The 17,903-nt window shown below is 66.6% G+C and carries 10 protein-coding genes; 2 read left to right on the top strand and 8 right to left on the bottom strand.

The genetic code is table 11. The features are described 5' to 3' along the window. Positions 1–86 precede the first annotated feature (86 nt). Positions 87–2,177: an ATP-grasp domain-containing protein gene (locus EYF70_RS31555; protein ID WP_229420762.1), complete on the bottom strand. Its 2,091-nt coding sequence runs from the start codon at positions 2,175–2,177 to the stop codon at positions 87–89. A 121-nt stretch (positions 2,178–2,298) separates the two neighbouring features. Here EYF70_RS31555 and EYF70_RS08675 point away from each other — a divergent pair, with 121 nt between their 5' ends. Next, positions 2,299–4,047, top strand: a complete 1,749-nt coding sequence (locus tag EYF70_RS08675; RefSeq protein WP_218943764.1) for a pectinesterase family protein — start codon at positions 2,299–2,301, stop codon at positions 4,045–4,047. Between the two features lie 222 nt (positions 4,048–4,269). On the opposite strand, the gene EYF70_RS08670 is transcribed toward EYF70_RS08675, so the two are convergent. The 7 genes from EYF70_RS08670 to EYF70_RS08640 all read right to left on the bottom strand — a co-directional run bounded on the left by EYF70_RS08670 (position 4,270) and on the right by EYF70_RS08640 (position 16,581). Continuing rightward, positions 4,270–7,341 carry a TonB-dependent receptor gene (locus EYF70_RS08670; RefSeq protein WP_131145042.1) on the bottom strand — a complete coding sequence of 1,024 codons (3,072 nt, stop codon included), beginning with the start codon at positions 7,339–7,341 and terminating at the stop codon, positions 4,270–4,272. Between the two features lie 643 nt (positions 7,342–7,984). Beyond that, positions 7,985–8,371: a cupin domain-containing protein gene (locus EYF70_RS08665; protein WP_131145041.1), complete on the bottom strand. Its 387-nt coding sequence runs from the start codon at positions 8,369–8,371 to the stop codon at positions 7,985–7,987. Positions 8,372–8,470: 99 nt separating this feature from the next. Further along, the gene (locus EYF70_RS08660) at positions 8,471–9,565 is read right to left on the bottom strand and encodes a branched-chain amino acid aminotransferase (RefSeq protein WP_131145040.1); all 1,095 of its coding nucleotides are present in this window, start codon (positions 9,563–9,565) and stop codon (positions 8,471–8,473) included. A gap of 221 nt (positions 9,566–9,786) precedes the next feature. Then, entirely contained in the window at positions 9,787–11,070 is a 1,284-nt protein-coding gene (locus EYF70_RS08655; RefSeq protein ID WP_131145039.1) for a DUF2264 domain-containing protein, read from the bottom strand. Further along, complete coding sequence (locus EYF70_RS08650) at positions 11,070–12,278, bottom strand: glycoside hydrolase family 88/105 protein (protein ID WP_229420761.1); 1,209 nt, start codon at positions 12,276–12,278, stop codon at positions 11,070–11,072. Before EYF70_RS08650 ends, EYF70_RS08655 begins: the two co-directional genes overlap by 1 nt. Then, positions 12,275–13,627, bottom strand: a complete 1,353-nt coding sequence (locus EYF70_RS08645; RefSeq protein ID WP_131145038.1) for a BNR repeat-containing protein — start codon at positions 13,625–13,627, stop codon at positions 12,275–12,277. Before EYF70_RS08645 ends, EYF70_RS08650 begins: the two co-directional genes overlap by 4 nt. Next, entirely contained in the window at positions 13,627–16,581 is a 2,955-nt protein-coding gene (locus tag EYF70_RS08640) for a TonB-dependent receptor (RefSeq protein ID WP_131145037.1), read from the bottom strand. Before EYF70_RS08640 ends, EYF70_RS08645 begins: the two co-directional genes overlap by 1 nt. 249 nt (positions 16,582–16,830) lie before the next feature. On the opposite strand from EYF70_RS08640, the gene EYF70_RS08635 reads away from it, so the two are divergent. Then, positions 16,831–17,901, top strand: a complete 1,071-nt coding sequence (locus tag EYF70_RS08635; RefSeq protein ID WP_131145036.1) for a LacI family DNA-binding transcriptional regulator — start codon at positions 16,831–16,833, stop codon at positions 17,899–17,901. The last annotated feature ends 2 nt before the right edge of the window (positions 17,902–17,903 follow it).

Here is a 17,903-nt window from a genome sequence, read left to right as displayed (position 1 = left end):
GGCGTGCCGGGATCGGCGGCCTGGTGTCGGACATTTTTTCCGGGCGCTTCATCCGGAAAATGTGTCGGACACCGGTGGTACATGCGTCAGCGGCGGGTACGGGCATTCTCCAGCATCCGCCGGAACGCGATAAAGATCTTGCGCATGGCGGGCTTCTTGTACGGGTACATGGCTTCGTCATCCATCGCGTGCACGATCATGGCGTTGTCGACTTCGAACACGAGCAGCTTGCCGTCCGGCGTCTCGGCGCAATCCATGCCCACGTAGGGCAGGCCGATGCGGCGGTCGATCTCGGCCAGCGCGGCGCGGTGGCGCGCCGCGAAGGTGGCATCGAAGTGTTCCATCGCTTCCGCCTCCAGCGCGCGCTTGGCCGCGCTTTCCCCCATGCCGGCGTTCAGATAGTGCACCATCCAGTGCTCGGAACTGGCGAAGTGCGCCAGGTACGGCACGCCCTCGACCAGCACCACGCGGTACTTGCCGAACAGGCCGTTCGCGCCGCGATAATCGACGAAGCGCGACAGGTAGAACGCTTCGGCCGGCACGCGTTCCAGGTAAGCCGCCAGGTCGGCCGGCGTATCGATCTTGTCGAGGTCATGGCCCGCGTGCGATCCCAGCGGGCGCACGATGAGGGGGAACACGCCGTCCGGAAGTATCTCGCGCAAGGTGTCCGGCGCGGCCGCGAGGGCGGCCAGCTGCGCGCGCGGCAGCCGCACGGTTTGCGGCATCTCCACGCCATCGATGCCGGCCAGCGCGTTGCAGACACCGTCGCGCGACAGCACGGCGATCCGCTCCGGGCCGTTGAGTACGGGGCGCGGCCAGCCCGCGATCCACTCGGACAGCCTGGCCAGCAGCGGCTGGTTGGTATCGTTCTCGCCCATGCACACCATCATCACGTCGTGCTCGGGCACCACCTCCGGCCAGGGCGCATCGGCGGTCACGTACAGCATTTCCAGCGTGACGTCGGCGTCTTCCAGCAGGAATTCGATCGGCGTGTTCGCCATCAGGTCACCCAGCCCCATGATCACCAGCAGGCGCAGCATCTCGCCCTGCCGCGCCGGCAGCGTGTAGTGCGGGCGGATGCGCACCGCCTCGGCCTGCACGTCCAGCGCCACGTCGCGGTCGCCCGTCAGTTGCAGCGTGATGGCGAAATCCAGGTACGCGTTGGCGTCCAGCTGGTCGGCTTCGGCGCGCGCCAGCAGGGCCTGCGCCACCGGTGCCATGTCGATCTTGTTGAAGGCGCGGCGCATCAGCGGCGCCGTGCCCACCAGCGGCGCGAACGGCAGCGCGGCGGCGGCCACCTGCGGATCGGGTTCATGCGCCACGTCCGGCACGAATCGCTTGAGCAGGGCCAGCTTGCCGGCCAGGCGCGGCGCATCCCAGCGCGGCACGTAGTCGTACGGCGTGGCGCCGTCGAACACCCGCACGCTGTAGGGACGGCCGGACAGCACGATGTGCGCGTACAGCGCGAACGCTTCGGCGAAGTCGTCGAGCGGGCTTTGCGCGCTGGCCGGCGTCAGCCACGCGGTGCTGTCCAGCGCGCGGTATGCGGCGGCGGCATCGGGGCCGGCGTGCCGCAGCGCGTCATCGGCCGGCACCACATGGCCTGCGTCGTCCACCTGCCACGACAGCGGCAGGAACGAGTACTCGCCCGCCACGCCCTCGGCCCACCAGTCGGGAATGAAGCGCCGGCCGGCCGCCAGCGCCTTGCCCGCCTCGCGCAGCAACAGCAGGCGCAGCGCATTGGCGCGGGTATCGGCGGCATCCTCCTCGACGCGCACCTCGACCAGCGACGGAGACGACGGGAACACCGCGCTGGCACGCGTCGTGGCCCAGCCGTTCGCGCTCGCATCGGCAAGCTTGCCGGCATCGAGCAGCGTTACGATGCCGAGGAAGTCGCCATCCGGCGTGACCACCAGGTCCGTCAGCGCCTCGCGCTCCAGCCCGTCGACGGCCCAGGCGCCCAGCCAGTTGGGATGCAGCCGCGCCAGCACGGCCGGCGGCAGGCTGCCCAGCGCCTGGGCCAGGTCGGCCTCGAAACCGGGCACGCTGGCGGCCGCAAGCCCCGCATGGGAAGTACGCAGTGCCGCGAGCAGGTGCTCCGGCGCGGGGCCGTGGCGCCGTTCCGTCGGTGGCTGGATGGCGTCGTTCCAGAAGTCGATTTCCGGGCTGATGATCATGGATGCGCTGGCTTGAAGTGTCGGGAGCCCAGTATACGACGGAAGAATGAAGATGAGCGGAAGCTTGAGCGCAACCGGCCGGGATCCCGCTCTACAATGGAAAAACACTCCAGGGAGACCCATGAAACCCGCCACCACCGCCCTTTCGCTTGCCATTGCCCTCGCCTGCGCCATGCCGGCGGCCGGCGCCCTTGCCGTCGAACTGCTGCCGCGCGCCGGCGCCACCGGCGTCAATCCGGACACGCCGCTGCGGCTCGTGTTCGACAGCCCGCCGGTGCCGGGCACGCGCGGCCAGGTCCGCATCTACGATGCCGCCGACGACCGGCTGGTGGACACGCTGGACCTGTCGATCCCGGCCGGCCCGGCGACGGGGCGCACCGCCCCGCGCGCGCCTTACCTGCCGCACCCGTACCCCTATGGCGGCCCGCGCCGCACCAACGCCGACACGAAGCCCGGCACGCCGACGCCCGGCGTCGATCCGGCCCCGGTGGCCGCGCCGGGCGAGTACCAGCTGACGATCATCGGCGGCTTCACCGAGGGCTTCCACTTCCATCCGGTGATCGTGCGCGGCACCACGGCGCTGGTCACGCCGCACCACAACCTGCTCGCCTACGGCAAAACATACTACGTGCAGGTCGATCCGGGCGTGCTGGCGGGCGACGGCTTCCAGGGCATCGCGGGCAAGGACTGGCGCTTCACGACGAAGCGCGAGGGCCCGGCCAGGGATGCGGCGCTGGTCACCGTGAGCGCCGCGGGCGACGGCGACTTCTCCACCGTGCAGGGTGCGCTCGATCACGTGCCGGACCAGCCGGCGCAGCCGGGAAAGCGCACGACGATCTTCGTGAAGAACGGCGACTACGAGGAAATCGTCTATTTCCGCAACAAGCGCAACCTGACGATCGTCGGCGAGGACCGCGGCAAGGTGCGCATCCACTACGCGAACAACGAGGTGTTCAACCCGCATCCGCTGAACGTGGCCACCAACGAGCGGCCCGGCACGTTCCCGTCGCGCCGCGCCGCCTTCATGGCGGACAACGTGCAGGACATCGCCCTCGTCAACCTGACGATCGAGACCACCGCGAAGGGCCAGGCCGAGGGCCTGCTGCTGAACGGCGAACGCAACATCGTCACGCATGTGACGGTGCGCGGCTCGGGCGATGCGCTGCAGACCAATGGCAGCGCCTACTACAGCCACTTCTCGCTGGTGGGCGACGGCGACACGATCCTCGGCCGCGGGCCCGCCTGGTTCCGCGATTGCGACATCGCCTCGAAGGGTGCCTTCATGTGGATCCGCAATACCGGGGCGAACCACGGCAACGTGTTCGTCGGCTGCCGCTTCACCGCACTCGGCGGACCGGGGGAGATCGCGCGCCTGCCGGACAACAAGGGCAGGAATTATCCGCATGCGGAAGCGGTGCTGATCGATGCCACGCTGGACGGCATCAGCCCGGCCGGCTGGGCGGACGTGGGCGCCGGCGCCACGCATGCGAAGTTCTGGGAATTCAACTCGCGCGGCCCCGATGGCAAGCCGGTCGACACCAGCGCGCGCCATCCCCGTTCGCGCCAGCTCGACGCCACGCGGGACGCCGCCGTGATCGCGCAGTACCGCGACCCGGCGTGGGTGCTGGGCGGCTGGCAGCCGGCGCTCGCGCCGGTCATCCTGGCGCAGCCAGTCGTCGGGCAGGACGGGACTCTGACCGTGCGGGCAGCCGGGGTTCCCGAGCCTTCTTACCGGTGGTACCGGGATGGCAAGGCGGTAGCGGGCGCCTCGGCCGCGACGCTATCGGTGCGCGCACCGGGCCGCTATTCCGTCGAGGTGTCGAACGGCAGCGGACGGGCCGTCAGCGCGCCCGTGGCGGTGGGCCTGTAGGCATGGCTGGCGGCGGGCCATGCCCGCCGCGTGCCCGGTAGCGCCACATGATCGCATTCGGTTAGTTGCATTTTCCAGAGGCAATGCGCAGGCAGTGCCTGTTGTGCCGCATGGGCGCGATCATGAAAGCGGGAGATCAATGGCAACGCGGCGCCCATCCCGCAAGGAATGGCCGCCGCGGCAGGCACGACGGTCCCCGGATGAGGAACCGTCACGCGTGCATCAGAACTTCATGCGCAGGCCCAGGGCGAAGGTGCGGCCCGGATCGTACTGCGACATCGTGGCGTTGGCGAACTGGAAGTAGCCGCTGCGCTTGGCCTTGTTGATGTTGACGACGTCGAACGTCAGCATCGGCAGGCCTTCGCGGTCGAAGATCTGGTCCAGCTCGAAGCTCGACGAGAAGTCCGCCTGCTTGTAGTCGCGGCCGAACAGGGCGGCCTGCGTGATGCCGCTCTGGTTCGCGTTGGCCACCTGGCTGCCCTGCGAGTACGTGTGCGACAGGCGCAGCATGTAGCCGTAGTTCTCGTAGTAGATGCTGAAGTTGTTGGTCTTCTTCGGCACGCCCAGCGCGATGAAGCCCTGCGAACCCTCGCCGCTGGCCTTCTGGTTGATCAGCGTGAGCGTTTCGTTGATGCCGAAACCGCGCCACGGCAGGATCTTGTCGAGCGGCTGCACCCAGCCGATTTCCAGGCCGCGGATGCGCAGGATGCCGTCGGCGTTGCTCGGCCGCGTCATCACCACGGTGGCGTTGTTCGGGCCGCCGCGCGAATCGATCGCCACCTGCTGCGCCGGGATCAGCGTGTTGTAGTTGATCCCGTACTGGGCCAGCGCGGAGAACGGCATCGAGATGTTCTCGTTCACGGTGAAGCCGTTCAGGCGCTTCTGGAACGCGGTCACCGACAGGTAGCCTTCGCGGCCCGTGAACCAGTCGATGCCCAGGTCGATGTTATCCGACAGGTACGGGTTCAGGCCCGGGTTGCCGATCGTGCCCACGTCCGCCGAGACGCCGGAGAAGTTGATGCCCGGGCGCAGGTCGTTCGGATTCACGCGCGTCATGCTGCGCGAGGCGGCGGCGCGCAGCACCACGTCCTTGGTCAGGTCCAGCGCCACGGTACCGGATGGCAGCGTGTTGCTGTACTCGGTATCCTGGTACACCCACTGGCTGATGTTCGGGTACTTGCTGCCGTTCAGCGTGAGGCTGGCGTTGCGCGGATCGGAGACCGAGTTCAGCGAGCCAACCTGCTGCTCGGTGCGCACGTAGCGCACGCCGGCATTCCAGCGCAGGTTGTAGCCGGCCGGCTTCAGTTCGCCGTTCGCTTCCACGTAGATCGCCTTCGACTTCTCGCGGATGAAGCCGGCGCTGGCGCCGGTCGACGAGGCGCCCGAATCCGGCGCGTTGTCGTTGAAGAAATCGAAATTGGAATCCTGGCGGAAGCGGTCCCAGTCCAGCGCCAGGCGGCCGTACGGGCCGGGCACCAGGTAGTTCTGCAGCGCGGCGTTCGGGATCAGCGAGCCACCGTAGGTCAGCGGCGCGCTCTGGCCCGCGGTAAAGCCCGTGCCATAGCCCGGATACAGCGCGGCGGCCGAAGCGCCCGGCGTGCTGGCGCCGTCGCATGGCGGCGCGCCGTTCGGGCCCTGCAGGAATACGCTCGGGTTGTTGCCGCACACGGCGGCCTGCCACGCGGCGGAGTTGTCCTGCGCGCGGATGCGGCGGTTGATGTCGTCCCAGGCGAAGCCGCCACGGATCGTCAGCTTCTTGTCGCCCCACGCCAGGTTGGTGTGGAAGCCCTTGGTTTTCGTTTCGCGCAGCTCGTTCTGGATGTTGACGCGGCCGCCGACCCACTGGTAGCTGGCCGGGTTGTTCAAGTCCAGGTTGGAGACGATCGACGGCACGCCGCCATTGTTCTCGTACGTGATCGTGTTGCCGCTGTTCGGCGCCGTGATCGGCATGATGGTCGGCGCTTCGTGCGTGAAGCGGCTGCGGTTCCAGTTGCCGGCGGCGTCGAACGTCAGCTTCGGCGTGATCTTCCATTCCACGCCAGGATTGATGCCCAGCAGGTCGACCTTGTCGCGGCGCGGGCCGAACTCGATGAAGTTCAGCGCGTTGGCGAAGGTGCCCTTGGTGACCACGCAGCCGGCCGCGCAATCGCTGCGGTCCACGGCCATGTCCAGCGGGATCGACGCATTGTTACGCACCGCCCACGTGTAGGCGTTGCGCTGCATGTCGTCGTCCTTCTTGCTGTACATGGTGTCCAGGTAGAAGTGCAGGTTTTCGGTCGGGCGGTATTCGCCGGCCAGCACGGCCGAGATCTTGTCGCGGGTGCCGTAGTACTCCATCGTGCGGCCCAGGCGCGGCACGATCGCGTTGTCGATCTGGTCGATCGTCAGGCCGGGATTGCGCGACAGCAGGAACGCCTGGTCGATGGCGGTGCCGGCCACCAGGCCGTTGCCGGCGTTGGCGGGCACGGTGGCGGGAATCGTCCAGTTGCCGCCGCCGGTGGCGTTGCGGGTCGGCGAATTGCTCTGCGCGGCGGTCAGGTTCGGGTTGGTCCAGCCCACGGTCTCGAAGCCGCTGGTGCGGTTTTGCTGGCGCGAGAACGAGATGCCGCCCAGCAGGCCGAACTTGCCGTCCCACGTATTGGAAGCGATCACGTTGCCGCGGAAGCCGGCCTTGTCGGCGATCTGCTGCTTGGTGCCCGTCAGGCCCATCGACAGCTGGCGGCCTTCCTTGTCGAACGGGCGCGCGCTGCGCAGGTTCACCACGCCGGCGGCGCCACCCTCGATCTGGCCGGCGGTCGGGCTCTTGCTGACGGTGAGCTTGGTGAACAGGTCGGTCGGCAGCAGGTCCAGGTCGACTTCGCGGTTCGTGTTGGCACCGTCGATGGGGCCGGACGACGCCACCGCGATCGGCGAGTTGTTCAGCAGGATCTTGGTGAACGAGGAACCCAGGCCACGGATCTGGATCGTCATGCCCTCGCCCGTCACGTCGCGCGCCACCTGCACGCCCGGTACGCGGCTCAGCGATTCGGCGATGTTCTTGTCCGGGAATTTACCCAGGTCTTCGGCGTTGATGGAATCCTGGAAGCCCACGGATTCCTTCTTGTCGCGCGCGGAGGAAAGCAGGCTGTTACGGTAGCCCGTGACCTGCACGGTCTGCATCGGCGCTTCGGCCGCGGCGGGAGTATTGGTGGCGGTAGCGGTGGTGGCGTCCTGGGCGTATGCCTGGGCGATCAGGCTTGCCATCGCGGTCAAGCCGAGCGCGACGCGCCGGCCGGCGGTCGTTCGATGATTCATGGTCTGTCTCCTGTTTTTATCAGCACTGCCGTGCTATCTGTTGCCTTTTGGTAGCACAGCGAAGTCGAGTTTAGGAGCCGCACGAAACAATGTCAACATTTTTTAACATCGTTTGTTAAGCGCTACCATTTGCGCAACAACGAGGGTCGCATGCTCAATTTCCCCTATGGCGGGGCGGGTTTCAAGTGGTCAGGCCATGATGATATGCGCAACCATTTGGTAGCGCATATCAATTGCAAGAACGATATGTCTTGTTACCTGATATTACCGAGCTCCCGCTAGAGAGGCGTTGGCTTAAGAGATAGTGGACGGACGCCGCTTAGTTAAGCGTTACCCGACACATCGATCGCATGTATTCACCCCAACAGCGAAAGGCTGGGGTCAGGGAGGAGTGCTGTCATGCATGCCAGCACCGTTGCGCAGGCGCGAAGCATGCTTCGCGAAACCCCTGCTTCACCCCGCCGGGGCGTAGTCGGGGTTTCAAGGAGCATCGCTCCTTGCCGACGAAGCGATACTGGCCTGCAAGCCAGTATTCCTCCCTGACCCCGGAATTTGCACTTGGGGTGGGCTAATCGCACAAAAAAAAAAGCGACACCTCGACGGTATCGCTTTTTTCCATGCAGGGCGCCTCGCGGCGCCGCCATCAATGGTGGCCGTGCTCGGCCTCGTAGGCGTCCGCCTCGGCCTTGTCCTTGTGGATCGTGCCGTCAGGGTGCTCGGGCGGCGTGTACAGCGTGTACAGCTTCAGCGGCTCGCTGCCCGTGTTGATCACGTTGTGATGCGTGCCGGCCGGGATCACGACGCCCACGCCGTCTTCCAGCGCATGTTCCTCGCCGTCGAGGATCGCCTTGCCCTGCCCTGCTTCGACACGGATGAACTGGTCGGTGTCGTCATGCTGTTCGGCGCCGATTTCCTCGCCGGCCTGCAGGGTCATCACGACCAGCTGGCTTTGCGGCGTGGTGAACAGCACTTCGCGGAAGTTTTCGTTGGACAGGGTTTTTTCTTCGAGGTTGATGCTAAAGCCGGGCATGATTGCTCCTTCTGGGTTACTGGTCCTGCTTTGTACCATATCGGCAAGGAATGCGTCGGCAGCGGCGCCGCCGCCGCTGCCCGGACATCGCCTCGCGGGTCAGCCCAGCGCGACCTGGTGCAGCCAGCCGTGCGTATCGGCCGCGGTGCCGCGCTGGATACCCAGCAGCGCATCGCGCAGGGCCAGCGCGACCGGGCCGTTTTCATTGTTGTTGACGGTGACCTCGAAGCCGCGGCCCTTGATCAGGCCGACCGGCGTGATGACGGCGGCGGTGCCGCAGGCGAACACTTCGGAGATCTCGCCGGAAGCGATCGCCTCGCGCACTTGCGTCAGCGACAGGCGGCGTTCCTCGGCTTCGTAGCCTTCGTCGGCGGCCAGTTGCAGCAGGGTCGAGCGCGTGATGCCCGGCAGCAGCGTGCCGGTCAACTGCGGCGTGACGATGACCGGCTTGCCCTCTTTCCGGTACACGAAGAACAGGTTCATGCCGCCCATTTCCTCGATGTACTCGCGCTCGATGGCGTCCAGCCAGATCACCTGGTCGCAACCGTGCTGCGTCGCCTCGGCCTGCGCCAGCAGGCTGGCCGCATAGTTGCCGGCGCACTTGGCTTCACCGGTGCCGCCCGGCGCGGCGCGCACGTATTCCTTGCTGGCCCACACACTGACCGGCTTCAGGCCCTGCGGGAAGTACTCGCCGGCCGGCGAGGCGATCAGCAGGAACAGGTATTCATTCGATGGCCGCACGCCCAGGAACGGGTCGGTGGCGATCATGAATGGCCGCAGGTACAGGCTCTCGCCCGAACCGCCCGGCACCCATGCCTGGTCGAGTTTGACCAGCGCATCGGCCGCGCCGATGAACAGCTCCTTCGGGATCGCCGGCATCGCCAGGCGGTGCGCGCTGCGGTTGAAGCGCTCGGCGTTCTGCTCGGGGCGGAACAGGCTGATGGAATTGTCCGGCTGGCGGTAAGCCTTGAAGCCCTCGAAGATCGCCTGGCCGTAGTGCAGCACGGAAGCCGAAGGATCGAGCGACAGCGGGCCGTAGGGCTTTACTTCCGGATCGTGCCAGGTACCGTTGCTGTACTTGACGACAGCCATGTGGTCGGTGAACACGCGGCCGAACTGGATGGCCTGCAGCTTCTGTTCGCGGTCGGCGGTGGACGCCGGGGTGGTCGAGGGGGTGATCTTGAACGTGGTCATGAGGAACTGCGGGAAACGGAGTTGATCGTCGGGGGAGTTTAACATGCGGCATCATGCCGGCGCAGGTGCCGCATGCGGACCAACCGCGTCCGATTTCACCCCAACAGCGAAGGGCTGGGGTCAGGGAGGAGTGCTCGCCGGCAAGGAGCGATGCTCCTCGAAACCCCGGCTACGCCCCGGCGGTATCTGACCCCTGATGTTGCACCTGCGGTGGAACACGATCAGTAGTTGACCGGATAATCCTTCGGGAACTTGGCCCCCGAATACGCCTTCTTCTGCGTCCAGTCCTGCGCCGGGGAGGTCCAGTAGCTGTCCGTGGCCGGCAGCCCGAGCGACAGGAAGCCGGCGGAGGCGATGTACATGCTGCCGTTGTTGGAGTACCAGTCGCCCAGTTCCGGCTGGTGGCCCATGAAGCCGATGGTGAGGTAGCCATCCGGCGTGAAGTTCGATGGCGTGGTCCAGATCGCCCGGTGGGCGGCGTCCAGCGCGGCGCGCACCTGGCCTTCCGGCAGCGACTTCGGCAGCTTCTTGCGCCATGCCAGCAGCGCCAGCGGCTGGAACACGGCGGTGCGGTAGGTCAGCGAGCGGCCCACCGGCGGCCAGGTGCCCTGCGGCGAGATGAAGCGCTCCAGGTGCTCGCCATAGCGCTGCATGCGCTGGTAGGCCTGGGCCAGCAGCTCATCCGGCTTGCCGTTCCAGAACGGCCCCTTGTGCCTGGCCAGCACTTCGAGGATTTCCACCAGCATCGGATACATCACGTAGGAGCTGTAGTAATCGAAGTGGAACGCTTCGCCATCCTTGATCCAGCCATCGCCGATATACCACTCGTTGATCTTGCGGATCGCCACGTTCATCCGCATCGGATCGTGCTCTTCGCCGATCGACAGCAGGAACGCCTCGTTCATCGCGGCGAACAGCAGCCAGTTGATGTACGGCGGCTCGATGCGGCGCAGGCTCTTGATCTCGGCGACGATGCGGCGCTTCGTCGTCGCATCCAGCGGCTCCCACAGGGCCTTCGGCGCGCGCATCAGCGCGTTGGTGAAGTACGCGGAATCGACCAGCGTCTGCCCCGGCCCTTTCCACAGCAGGTAGTCGGGGCTCTTCGGGTCGACCGAGTGGATGTAGCTCTGCACCGCCAGCTCGCGCAGCCGCTTGCGGGATTTCCCCTCGGCCGTGCCATCGTCGGGCAGCTCCAGCCACGGCGCCACGCCGGCGATCAGCCGGCCGAAGCATTCCAGGTACGTGACGCCCTTGTCGCGGCCATCCCAGGTGGGGCTGACTTCCAGCTGGAAGGTCTTCTTCAGCTGGCCCTTGGCCATGTTCGCCAGCACCGGCTCGGCCATCCGCTGCATCAGGCCGAGCTGGAAGGCGCGCGCATCGGCGGGCGAGGACGGCGCCGATCCGGGCTGGCCGGCGGCCAGTGCATCGCCGCCACCGGCCAACAAGGCGGTGGTACCAAGCGCCGGTGCCGCGGCCAGGCCGCGCATGAAGTTACGACGTTCCATCAATTGGCTCCTTTCGCCGTTGCGCCATCGATCAGGCGCACCATTTCCGCGCCGGCCAGCAGGAACGCGCCCACCCCGAAGTGCGCGGTCGAGTTCCGGTCCACCACCTGCCCGGGAATCGCCCGGTCGCCGATGGGCTGCACGTAACCCAGGCGGCCGTCTTCCTGCACCGCGGTCGTGGTGAGGTATGCCCAGCCCTTCTGCGCGGTCGGCAGGTAGTCGGCCTTGTCGAGCAGGCCATTGTTGATGCCCCACAGGTAGCCATACGTGAAGAACGCCGTGCCGCTGGTCTCCGGGCCCGGCGCGTGGGCCGGGTCGAGCAGGCTGCGCGTCCAGTAACCGTCGGCCTGCTGCGCCTTCTTCAGCGAAGCCGCCATGTCGCGGAACACCTGTTCATATTCGGCGCGGTGCGGATCGTCCTTCGGCAGGTCGTCCAGCACGCGCGGCAGCGCCGCGAATACCCAGCCCACGCCGCGCGACCAGAAATCCTTGCTGCCATTGACGCTCTTGTGCTTCGGGTAGACGTAGCGCGCGTCGCGGTAGAACAGCTTCGCGTCCTCGTCGTACATGATCTTGCGCGAGTGGGTAAAGTACTCGTGCATCTTGGCCAGGTACTGCTTGTTGCCGGTGATGCTGTACATGCGCGTCATCACGGGCATGGCCATGTACAGGCCGTCCGACCACCACCAGTAATCGTCGTTCGGGGTGCTCATCTGGTATTCCATCACTTCGCGGGCACGGGCGATCTTCACCGGGTCGGGCTGCATCCTGTACAGGTCCGCGTAGACCTGGAAGCAGGTCTGCCAGTCGCCGAACAGCACGTGGTCGTCCGTTTCGCCGTAGGTGTACTTCCATTTCGACCTGTCGGTGGACTTAGCGCCCATCCACTTGTTGTGCTCCGCCCAGTCCTGGGTATAGCGCAGGTAAGCGGCGTTCTTCGTGATCTTGTAGGCTTCCAGGTTGCCGGTGTGGTAGGCGGCCACGTTCCAGAACGGCCATTCGGTCGCCGGCGTGGTCTTCTGCCAGTAGCCATTGACCTTGTCCATCGCGGCGACCACCGCCGCCCTGTCGTGCGCTCCGGCAGGCTGCTGCGAGGATTGTTGCGCGGATTGCTGCGCCGCGCAGCCGGCCAGCACGAATGCCGCGGCCAGCAGCGCGCCCTTCATCGCGTACCCGTTCCTGCATTGATACCCAAGCTGATGCTTCATCGATTCCACTCCTTCGGTTTGAACGCCAGCACGCGCACCATCGTCGGTGCCCCGCGTGCCAGTCCTTCGCCATCCGCCTGCCGCACGTCCTGCACGAACAGGTTCAGTTCCCCGCTGCGGCGCCAGCGCTCCGGGTCCAGGTTCGGTTCCCAGGCGCCCACCGGCGCCTCGGCCAGGTCGCGCACCGTCCAGCTGCCGCGCGCGATATCGACCAGCGCGGCCGACACGCGGTTGCCGCGTTCCTCGTCCCGGAACAGCAGCAGCGCATTGGCGCCCCGTTCATCGACCACCAGCTGCGGCCGCGAGACGGGAATCGCCTTGGTGCCCATGCCGGACAGCGAGAACGGTGTGCGCCGGAACGGCAGGTCCAGCGTGTGCCAGCCCCCCTCGCCCAGGTGCACGATGCGGTACTGCGGCACCGTCTCGCCGGCCTTGCGCCAGTAGGTGGCGATGTAGGGCCGGCCGGCGCCGTCGGCATACATCGAGGTCTGGTTGATCAGCTCACTTTTCTGCGGCACGCGGGCCGCCACTTCGGCCCCGGCCTCCGTGATCGGCAGCGCCATCCTGCGCCCGCCGCTGTCTTCCCACGTGACACCGCCGTCGCGCGAGCGCGCATAGGCGATATCGTGGTTGCTGGCCACGTCCGGCGATTCGCGCCACGTCCACGACACGTGCACCGTACCCTGCCCGTCGACGGCGGCCTGCCAGTAGGCATTGCGCCTGCCTTCGCCGGAAATCAGGTTGTCGTGCAGCCGCGACCATCGCCTCGCGGCCGGATCGTAGCGGTTCACCACCAGGTTGCCCCGGCCGGAACCGCCGTCGCGGTACAGGAACAGCATCGCCCCGCCCGCCAGCGAATGGAACTCCGGGTAGGTGACGGAGCGCTCGTCGCGGCCCGTCATCGGTTCCTCGGCACCCAGCGTCAGCGCGTGCGGCGCCGTGCCGCGGGCATAGCGCAGCGGCCCGTTGTGGTGGTCGAACGCCACGTGCAGCACGCCGGCGGCATCCAGGCCGATGCTGATGCTGTTGTGGGCATCGCGCACATTGCCCTGGTACTGCGTGGGTGACAGCTCCCAGCTGGTCCCGGCAAGCTTGCGCCGGCCCAGTACCACGCGCCCTTCGGCGTCGTAGAAGGCGATGAACTGCCACTCGCGGTCGCTGACCAGCGCGTGGCGCCGGAAGATGACGGCGTTGACGGAGTTGTCCGCCCAGCCGGGCGCCACGTCGATGAGCCGCACATCGGCGTGGCCACCCGGCTGGCCGCCGCCGGCGCAGCCGGCCAGCAGTGGAACCAGCAGTGGAACCAGCAGCGCGGCGGCCAGCGCGGTACCCTGGATCGGGCGCCGCATTACAGCGAACCGCGGATGCCGATCTTGATCGTGCGGCCGTCGTACTTGGCGTAGTCCATCCGGGTCTTCTTGCCGCTGCCGTACACGCCGTTGGCATCCTCGAAGTAATCGTAGGCCAGCGTGTTGGACAGGTTCAGCGCATCGATCCGCAATTCCAGCTTGTCGCTGATCTTGTAGCTGATATTGCCGTCCAGGTAGCCACGCGCGGCACGCCAGCGGATCAGGTCATCGCCATTGTTGCGCGGATTGTCGCCATGCAGCGAGCGGCCCTTGTAGTTCCACGACAGGCGCACCGCCAGCGGGCCCCGCTCGTAGTACCCGGTGGTGCTGTAGGCGAACTTCGGCACCGAGTTCACCTCGATCTCGCGGCCCGAATTGGTGATCCAGCGCTGGCTGTTGAAGGGATCGATGTGCGTGAAGCTGGCCAGCGCGCCGAAGCCCTTGAACGGATCGGGCAGGAAGTCGAAGGCCTGCTGGTAAGCCAGCTCGTAGCCCTTCAGTACCTGCTTGCCGGCGTTCGAGTAGGTGCGCAGGGTCATCGGCAGGTTCGGGTCGACGCGGCCGTTGGCATCCTGGAAGATCGGGCCCAGCGACGTGTCGGGCAGGCCCAGCGAACCGAAGTTCACGATCTGCGTGGTCGACACCGTGGCATCCGTCAGCACCTTGCGGAAATAGCCGGCGGACAGCAGGCTGCCCGGCTTGAAGTACCACTCCAGGCTGGTGTCGAAGTTCTTCGACTGCTGCGGCTTCAGGTTCGGATTGCCGGCGGTGGCCGTGTTGTCGAACTGGTTCGGGATCACGGTCTGCGCGGCGATGATGCCCAGCGATGCGCGCGAGATCGTCTTGCCCCACGAGGCGCGCCACATCAGCGTGTCGGTCACGTCGAAGGCGGCGCTGACGGCCGGCAGCACGTTGCTGTACTTGCCCTCTTCCTCGTTCGGCACATAGGCGTTGTTGGCGCCGGCCTGCTGGAAGTTGTCGATGTAGGTCTTGGTTTCCGAGTAGCGCACGCCGGCGTTGAAGCGCAGTTCGCGGCCGAACACCTCGCCGCGGAAGTCGGACTGCACGAACGCCGTGCTGACCTTTTCCTGCGCGGTGAAGCTTTGCGCCGGGGTGAACGTGGAGTTCGGGTTGTATTCCAGCGGGTTGAAGGTGGAATACGTGTAGCCGCGGTCGAAGGTGCCCCACGCGCCTGGCCAGCCGCCGCCCATGTCGAGGTTCGAGATCGGCAGGTTCGACGTCATGCCGGAACGCAGGCCGGCGGTGCCCAGCTGGTTCAGCCGGGCCGTGGCCAGCGCGGTGCCGTTGCGCTTGTCGATGCCCTTGGTGGTTTCCACGAAGGAGAAGCCGCTCTTCATCTTGCCGGTCCAGCCGCCTGGCAGCTCGTACGAGTACTCGGCCGCGGCCCGCGCCTGGCGGCCCTTGTCGGTTTCCTTGGTCCAGCCGGTGCCGATCTGGAAGCCCTGGAAGTTGTTCGGGTCCGTGTAGCTGGTCGGCGACGACAGCGACGGGTACACGTGGTCGTCGCCGTAGTCGATGGTCGACGTGATGCCGAAGATCTGGCCGGACAGCGTGCTCTGGTACGACAGCGCGCTGCTGTTGTTGGCGCTGGCCTGGGCCGTGAAGGTCAGCTTGTCGCTGGCCTTGTAGGTCAGGTTGAGCGCCCCGTAGCCGAATTCGGTCTCGTCGTTGGCGTAGGTGACGCCGCTGCTGTACGAGGTGTTGCCGAAGGTTCCTTCCAGCAGGTTCGACGACGGGTCGATGGAGACGTCGAGCGGGATGAAGCCGTTGTTGCCGTTCTGGCCAGCCGGCGCGTTGCGGTTGGTGGTGCGGCTGTTGCGCACCAGGATGCCGAAGTACATTTCATCGCGCTCGTTCTTCAGCTTCGAGTACAGCGTGTCGAAGCTGATGTTCAGGCCACCGTTCTTGTACTGCAGCGACGAGACCAGGCCATCGCGGGTCCGGTCGTTCTGCGACCCGTAGAAGCGGTAGATGCGCGGCAGCAGCGCGCGGTCGACCTGGTCGCGGGTGTAGCCGCCCAGGTTGGCCAGCGGCGAATCGTAGTCCAGCGCCACGGCGAAATTGCCCTTCACGGGGCTCTGGCTGCCGTTGAACGAGCTGTTGTAGCCGCCGGTGGCCTCGAAGCCGGAGCGGTTGTTCATGCTGCCGGAGTGCGAACCGCCGACCAGGAAGCCCCAGTTGCCCCAGGTGTTCGAGTACAGCGCGAAGCCGGCCGGGTTGAAGCGCTCGGACATCGTGTTGTAGCCGGCCGTGATGCCGTAGCGTACCTGGCGCTTCGGATTGTCGAACGGGCGCGGCGTCTGCAGGTCGACGATGCCGCCCAGGCCTCCCTCGGTCAGTTCGGCCAGCGGCGACTTGTAGAAGTCGATGCGGCCGAACAGTTCGGACGCGAACACGTCGTAGTTGAAGCCGCGCGCGGCGCTGCCGATGGTGCTGGTCGACGTGGTGTTCACGGGCGCGCCATTGAGCGTGGTGACGGAGTATTCGGTGGGCAGGCCGCGGATCGAGATGCGCTGGCCTTCGCCGGAGCTTTCGTCGCGGTTCAGGATCACGCCCGGCACGCGCTGCAGCGACTCGGCCACGTTCGCCTCGGGGAACTTGCCGATGTCCTCGGCCACGATCGAGTCGCGCACGCCGATGGCCTGCTGTTTCAGGTTCAGTGCCTTCTGCAGGCTGGAACGGAAGCCCGTGACGACGACAGTGCTCACCGGTTCCTGGCTGGCGGCAGGGCCAGCGCCGGTCGTGCCGGCCGGGGTCGATTGTCCCGAGGCGTCCGCCCCTGGTTGTGCGGTCGGCAGCCGCGCGCCGGCATCCGCCGTGCTGGCTCCCTGTGTGCTCGCTGCCTGCGCGCCGGCTTCCTGGGCACTGGCATGGGTGCCGTAGGCCGCGGCCAGCGCCAGCGGCAGCAGGGTGGCGAGAAGCTTCTTGTTCATCTCCGTCTCCGATCTATATGGTTATCTCGATGCCACGAGTTATGGTCACGTTACCACACAGTCTTTTCATCGAACTGCTCACAAAATTGAGCGGTTTCACGCAGCGAACGTAAACCATTGACTCCATTGAATAAAGTTCGGAGGGAAATTTTGCTCGATGTGGTAACGTGACCACATTCCCGCCAGAATCATGCGTGCTCTGGTACAGTCGGGCCTCCCGAACAGCACATTCGCCACCGTACAGCCCCCATGCGCAAGACCAGCAAGCTCAGTGAAGTGGCAAAAATCGCCGGCGTCTCGCCGATCACCGCATCGCGGGCCATCCGCGGCGTCGGCTACGTGTCGGAATCGGCACGCGCCCGCATCATGGAAGCGGCCGCCCAGCTGAACTACACGCCGGACATGCTGGCGCGCCGCATGCGCGGCGACAAGAGCAACCTGATCGGCGTGTTCGTCAACAACTACGGCTCGCTGGTGCTGCACGAAGTCACGCGCGAGATCAGCGCCGAAGCGCGGGCACGCGGCTACGACATCCTGCTGTTCAACGCCGAGCGCTTCGACAGCCCGGCCCGCGCCGGCACGGTCGACATGTTGAGCAAGCTGTGCGACGGCCTGCTGCTGGTGATGCCGAACGGCGCGGACGGCTACCTGGACGTGCTGGAGCAGCACCGTATGCCGTGCGTGCTGGTGCACTACGACGCGCGCGCCGTGCGCCTGCCCGTCGTGGCGCTGGAGAACCGCAACGGCGCGCGGATGGCGGTGGAACACCTGCTCGCGCTGGGCCACCGCCGCATCGCCTTCATCGCCGGCACGGCGGGCACCGGCCAGAGCGCCGAACGCGAAAAAGGCTACAAGGACGCGCTGCGCGCGGCCGGCATCCGCGTCGATCCGGCGCTGGTCGTTGGCGGCGCCTTCAACCAGGCTGCCGGGAACGCCGCCGCACAGCAGCTGCTGGCGCTGAAGCGCCCGCCGACGGCGATCTTCGCCGCCAACGACGAGATGGCCTATGGCGCGATCGACGCGATCCACAGCCGCGGCCTGAAGGTGCCGGCGGATATTTCCGTGATCGGCTTCGACGACATCCCCCTGTCCAGCCACGTGTTCCCGCCGCTGACGACGATGCGCCAGCCGCTGGCCGAGCTGGCGGCGCGCGCCGTGGGTGACGTGGTCACGCTGGCCCAGGGTGGCACGGTGCCGCCGGACAGGACCGCGTTCCCGATGGAGCTGGTGATCCGCCAGTCCACCGGCCCCGTCGCGGCGGGCAACGCCGCTTCGGTGGCCGATTCCTCCAACGATTCGGCTGCGGATTCCGCCGCATAACG

It is taken from the genome of Pseudoduganella albidiflava (assembly GCF_004322755.1).
GTDB lineage: Bacteria > Pseudomonadota > Gammaproteobacteria > Burkholderiales > Burkholderiaceae_D > Rugamonas > Rugamonas albidiflava.
The sequence above is the reverse complement of the archived record's forward strand: the minus strand, read 5'-3'. Positions and strand labels throughout refer to the sequence as shown.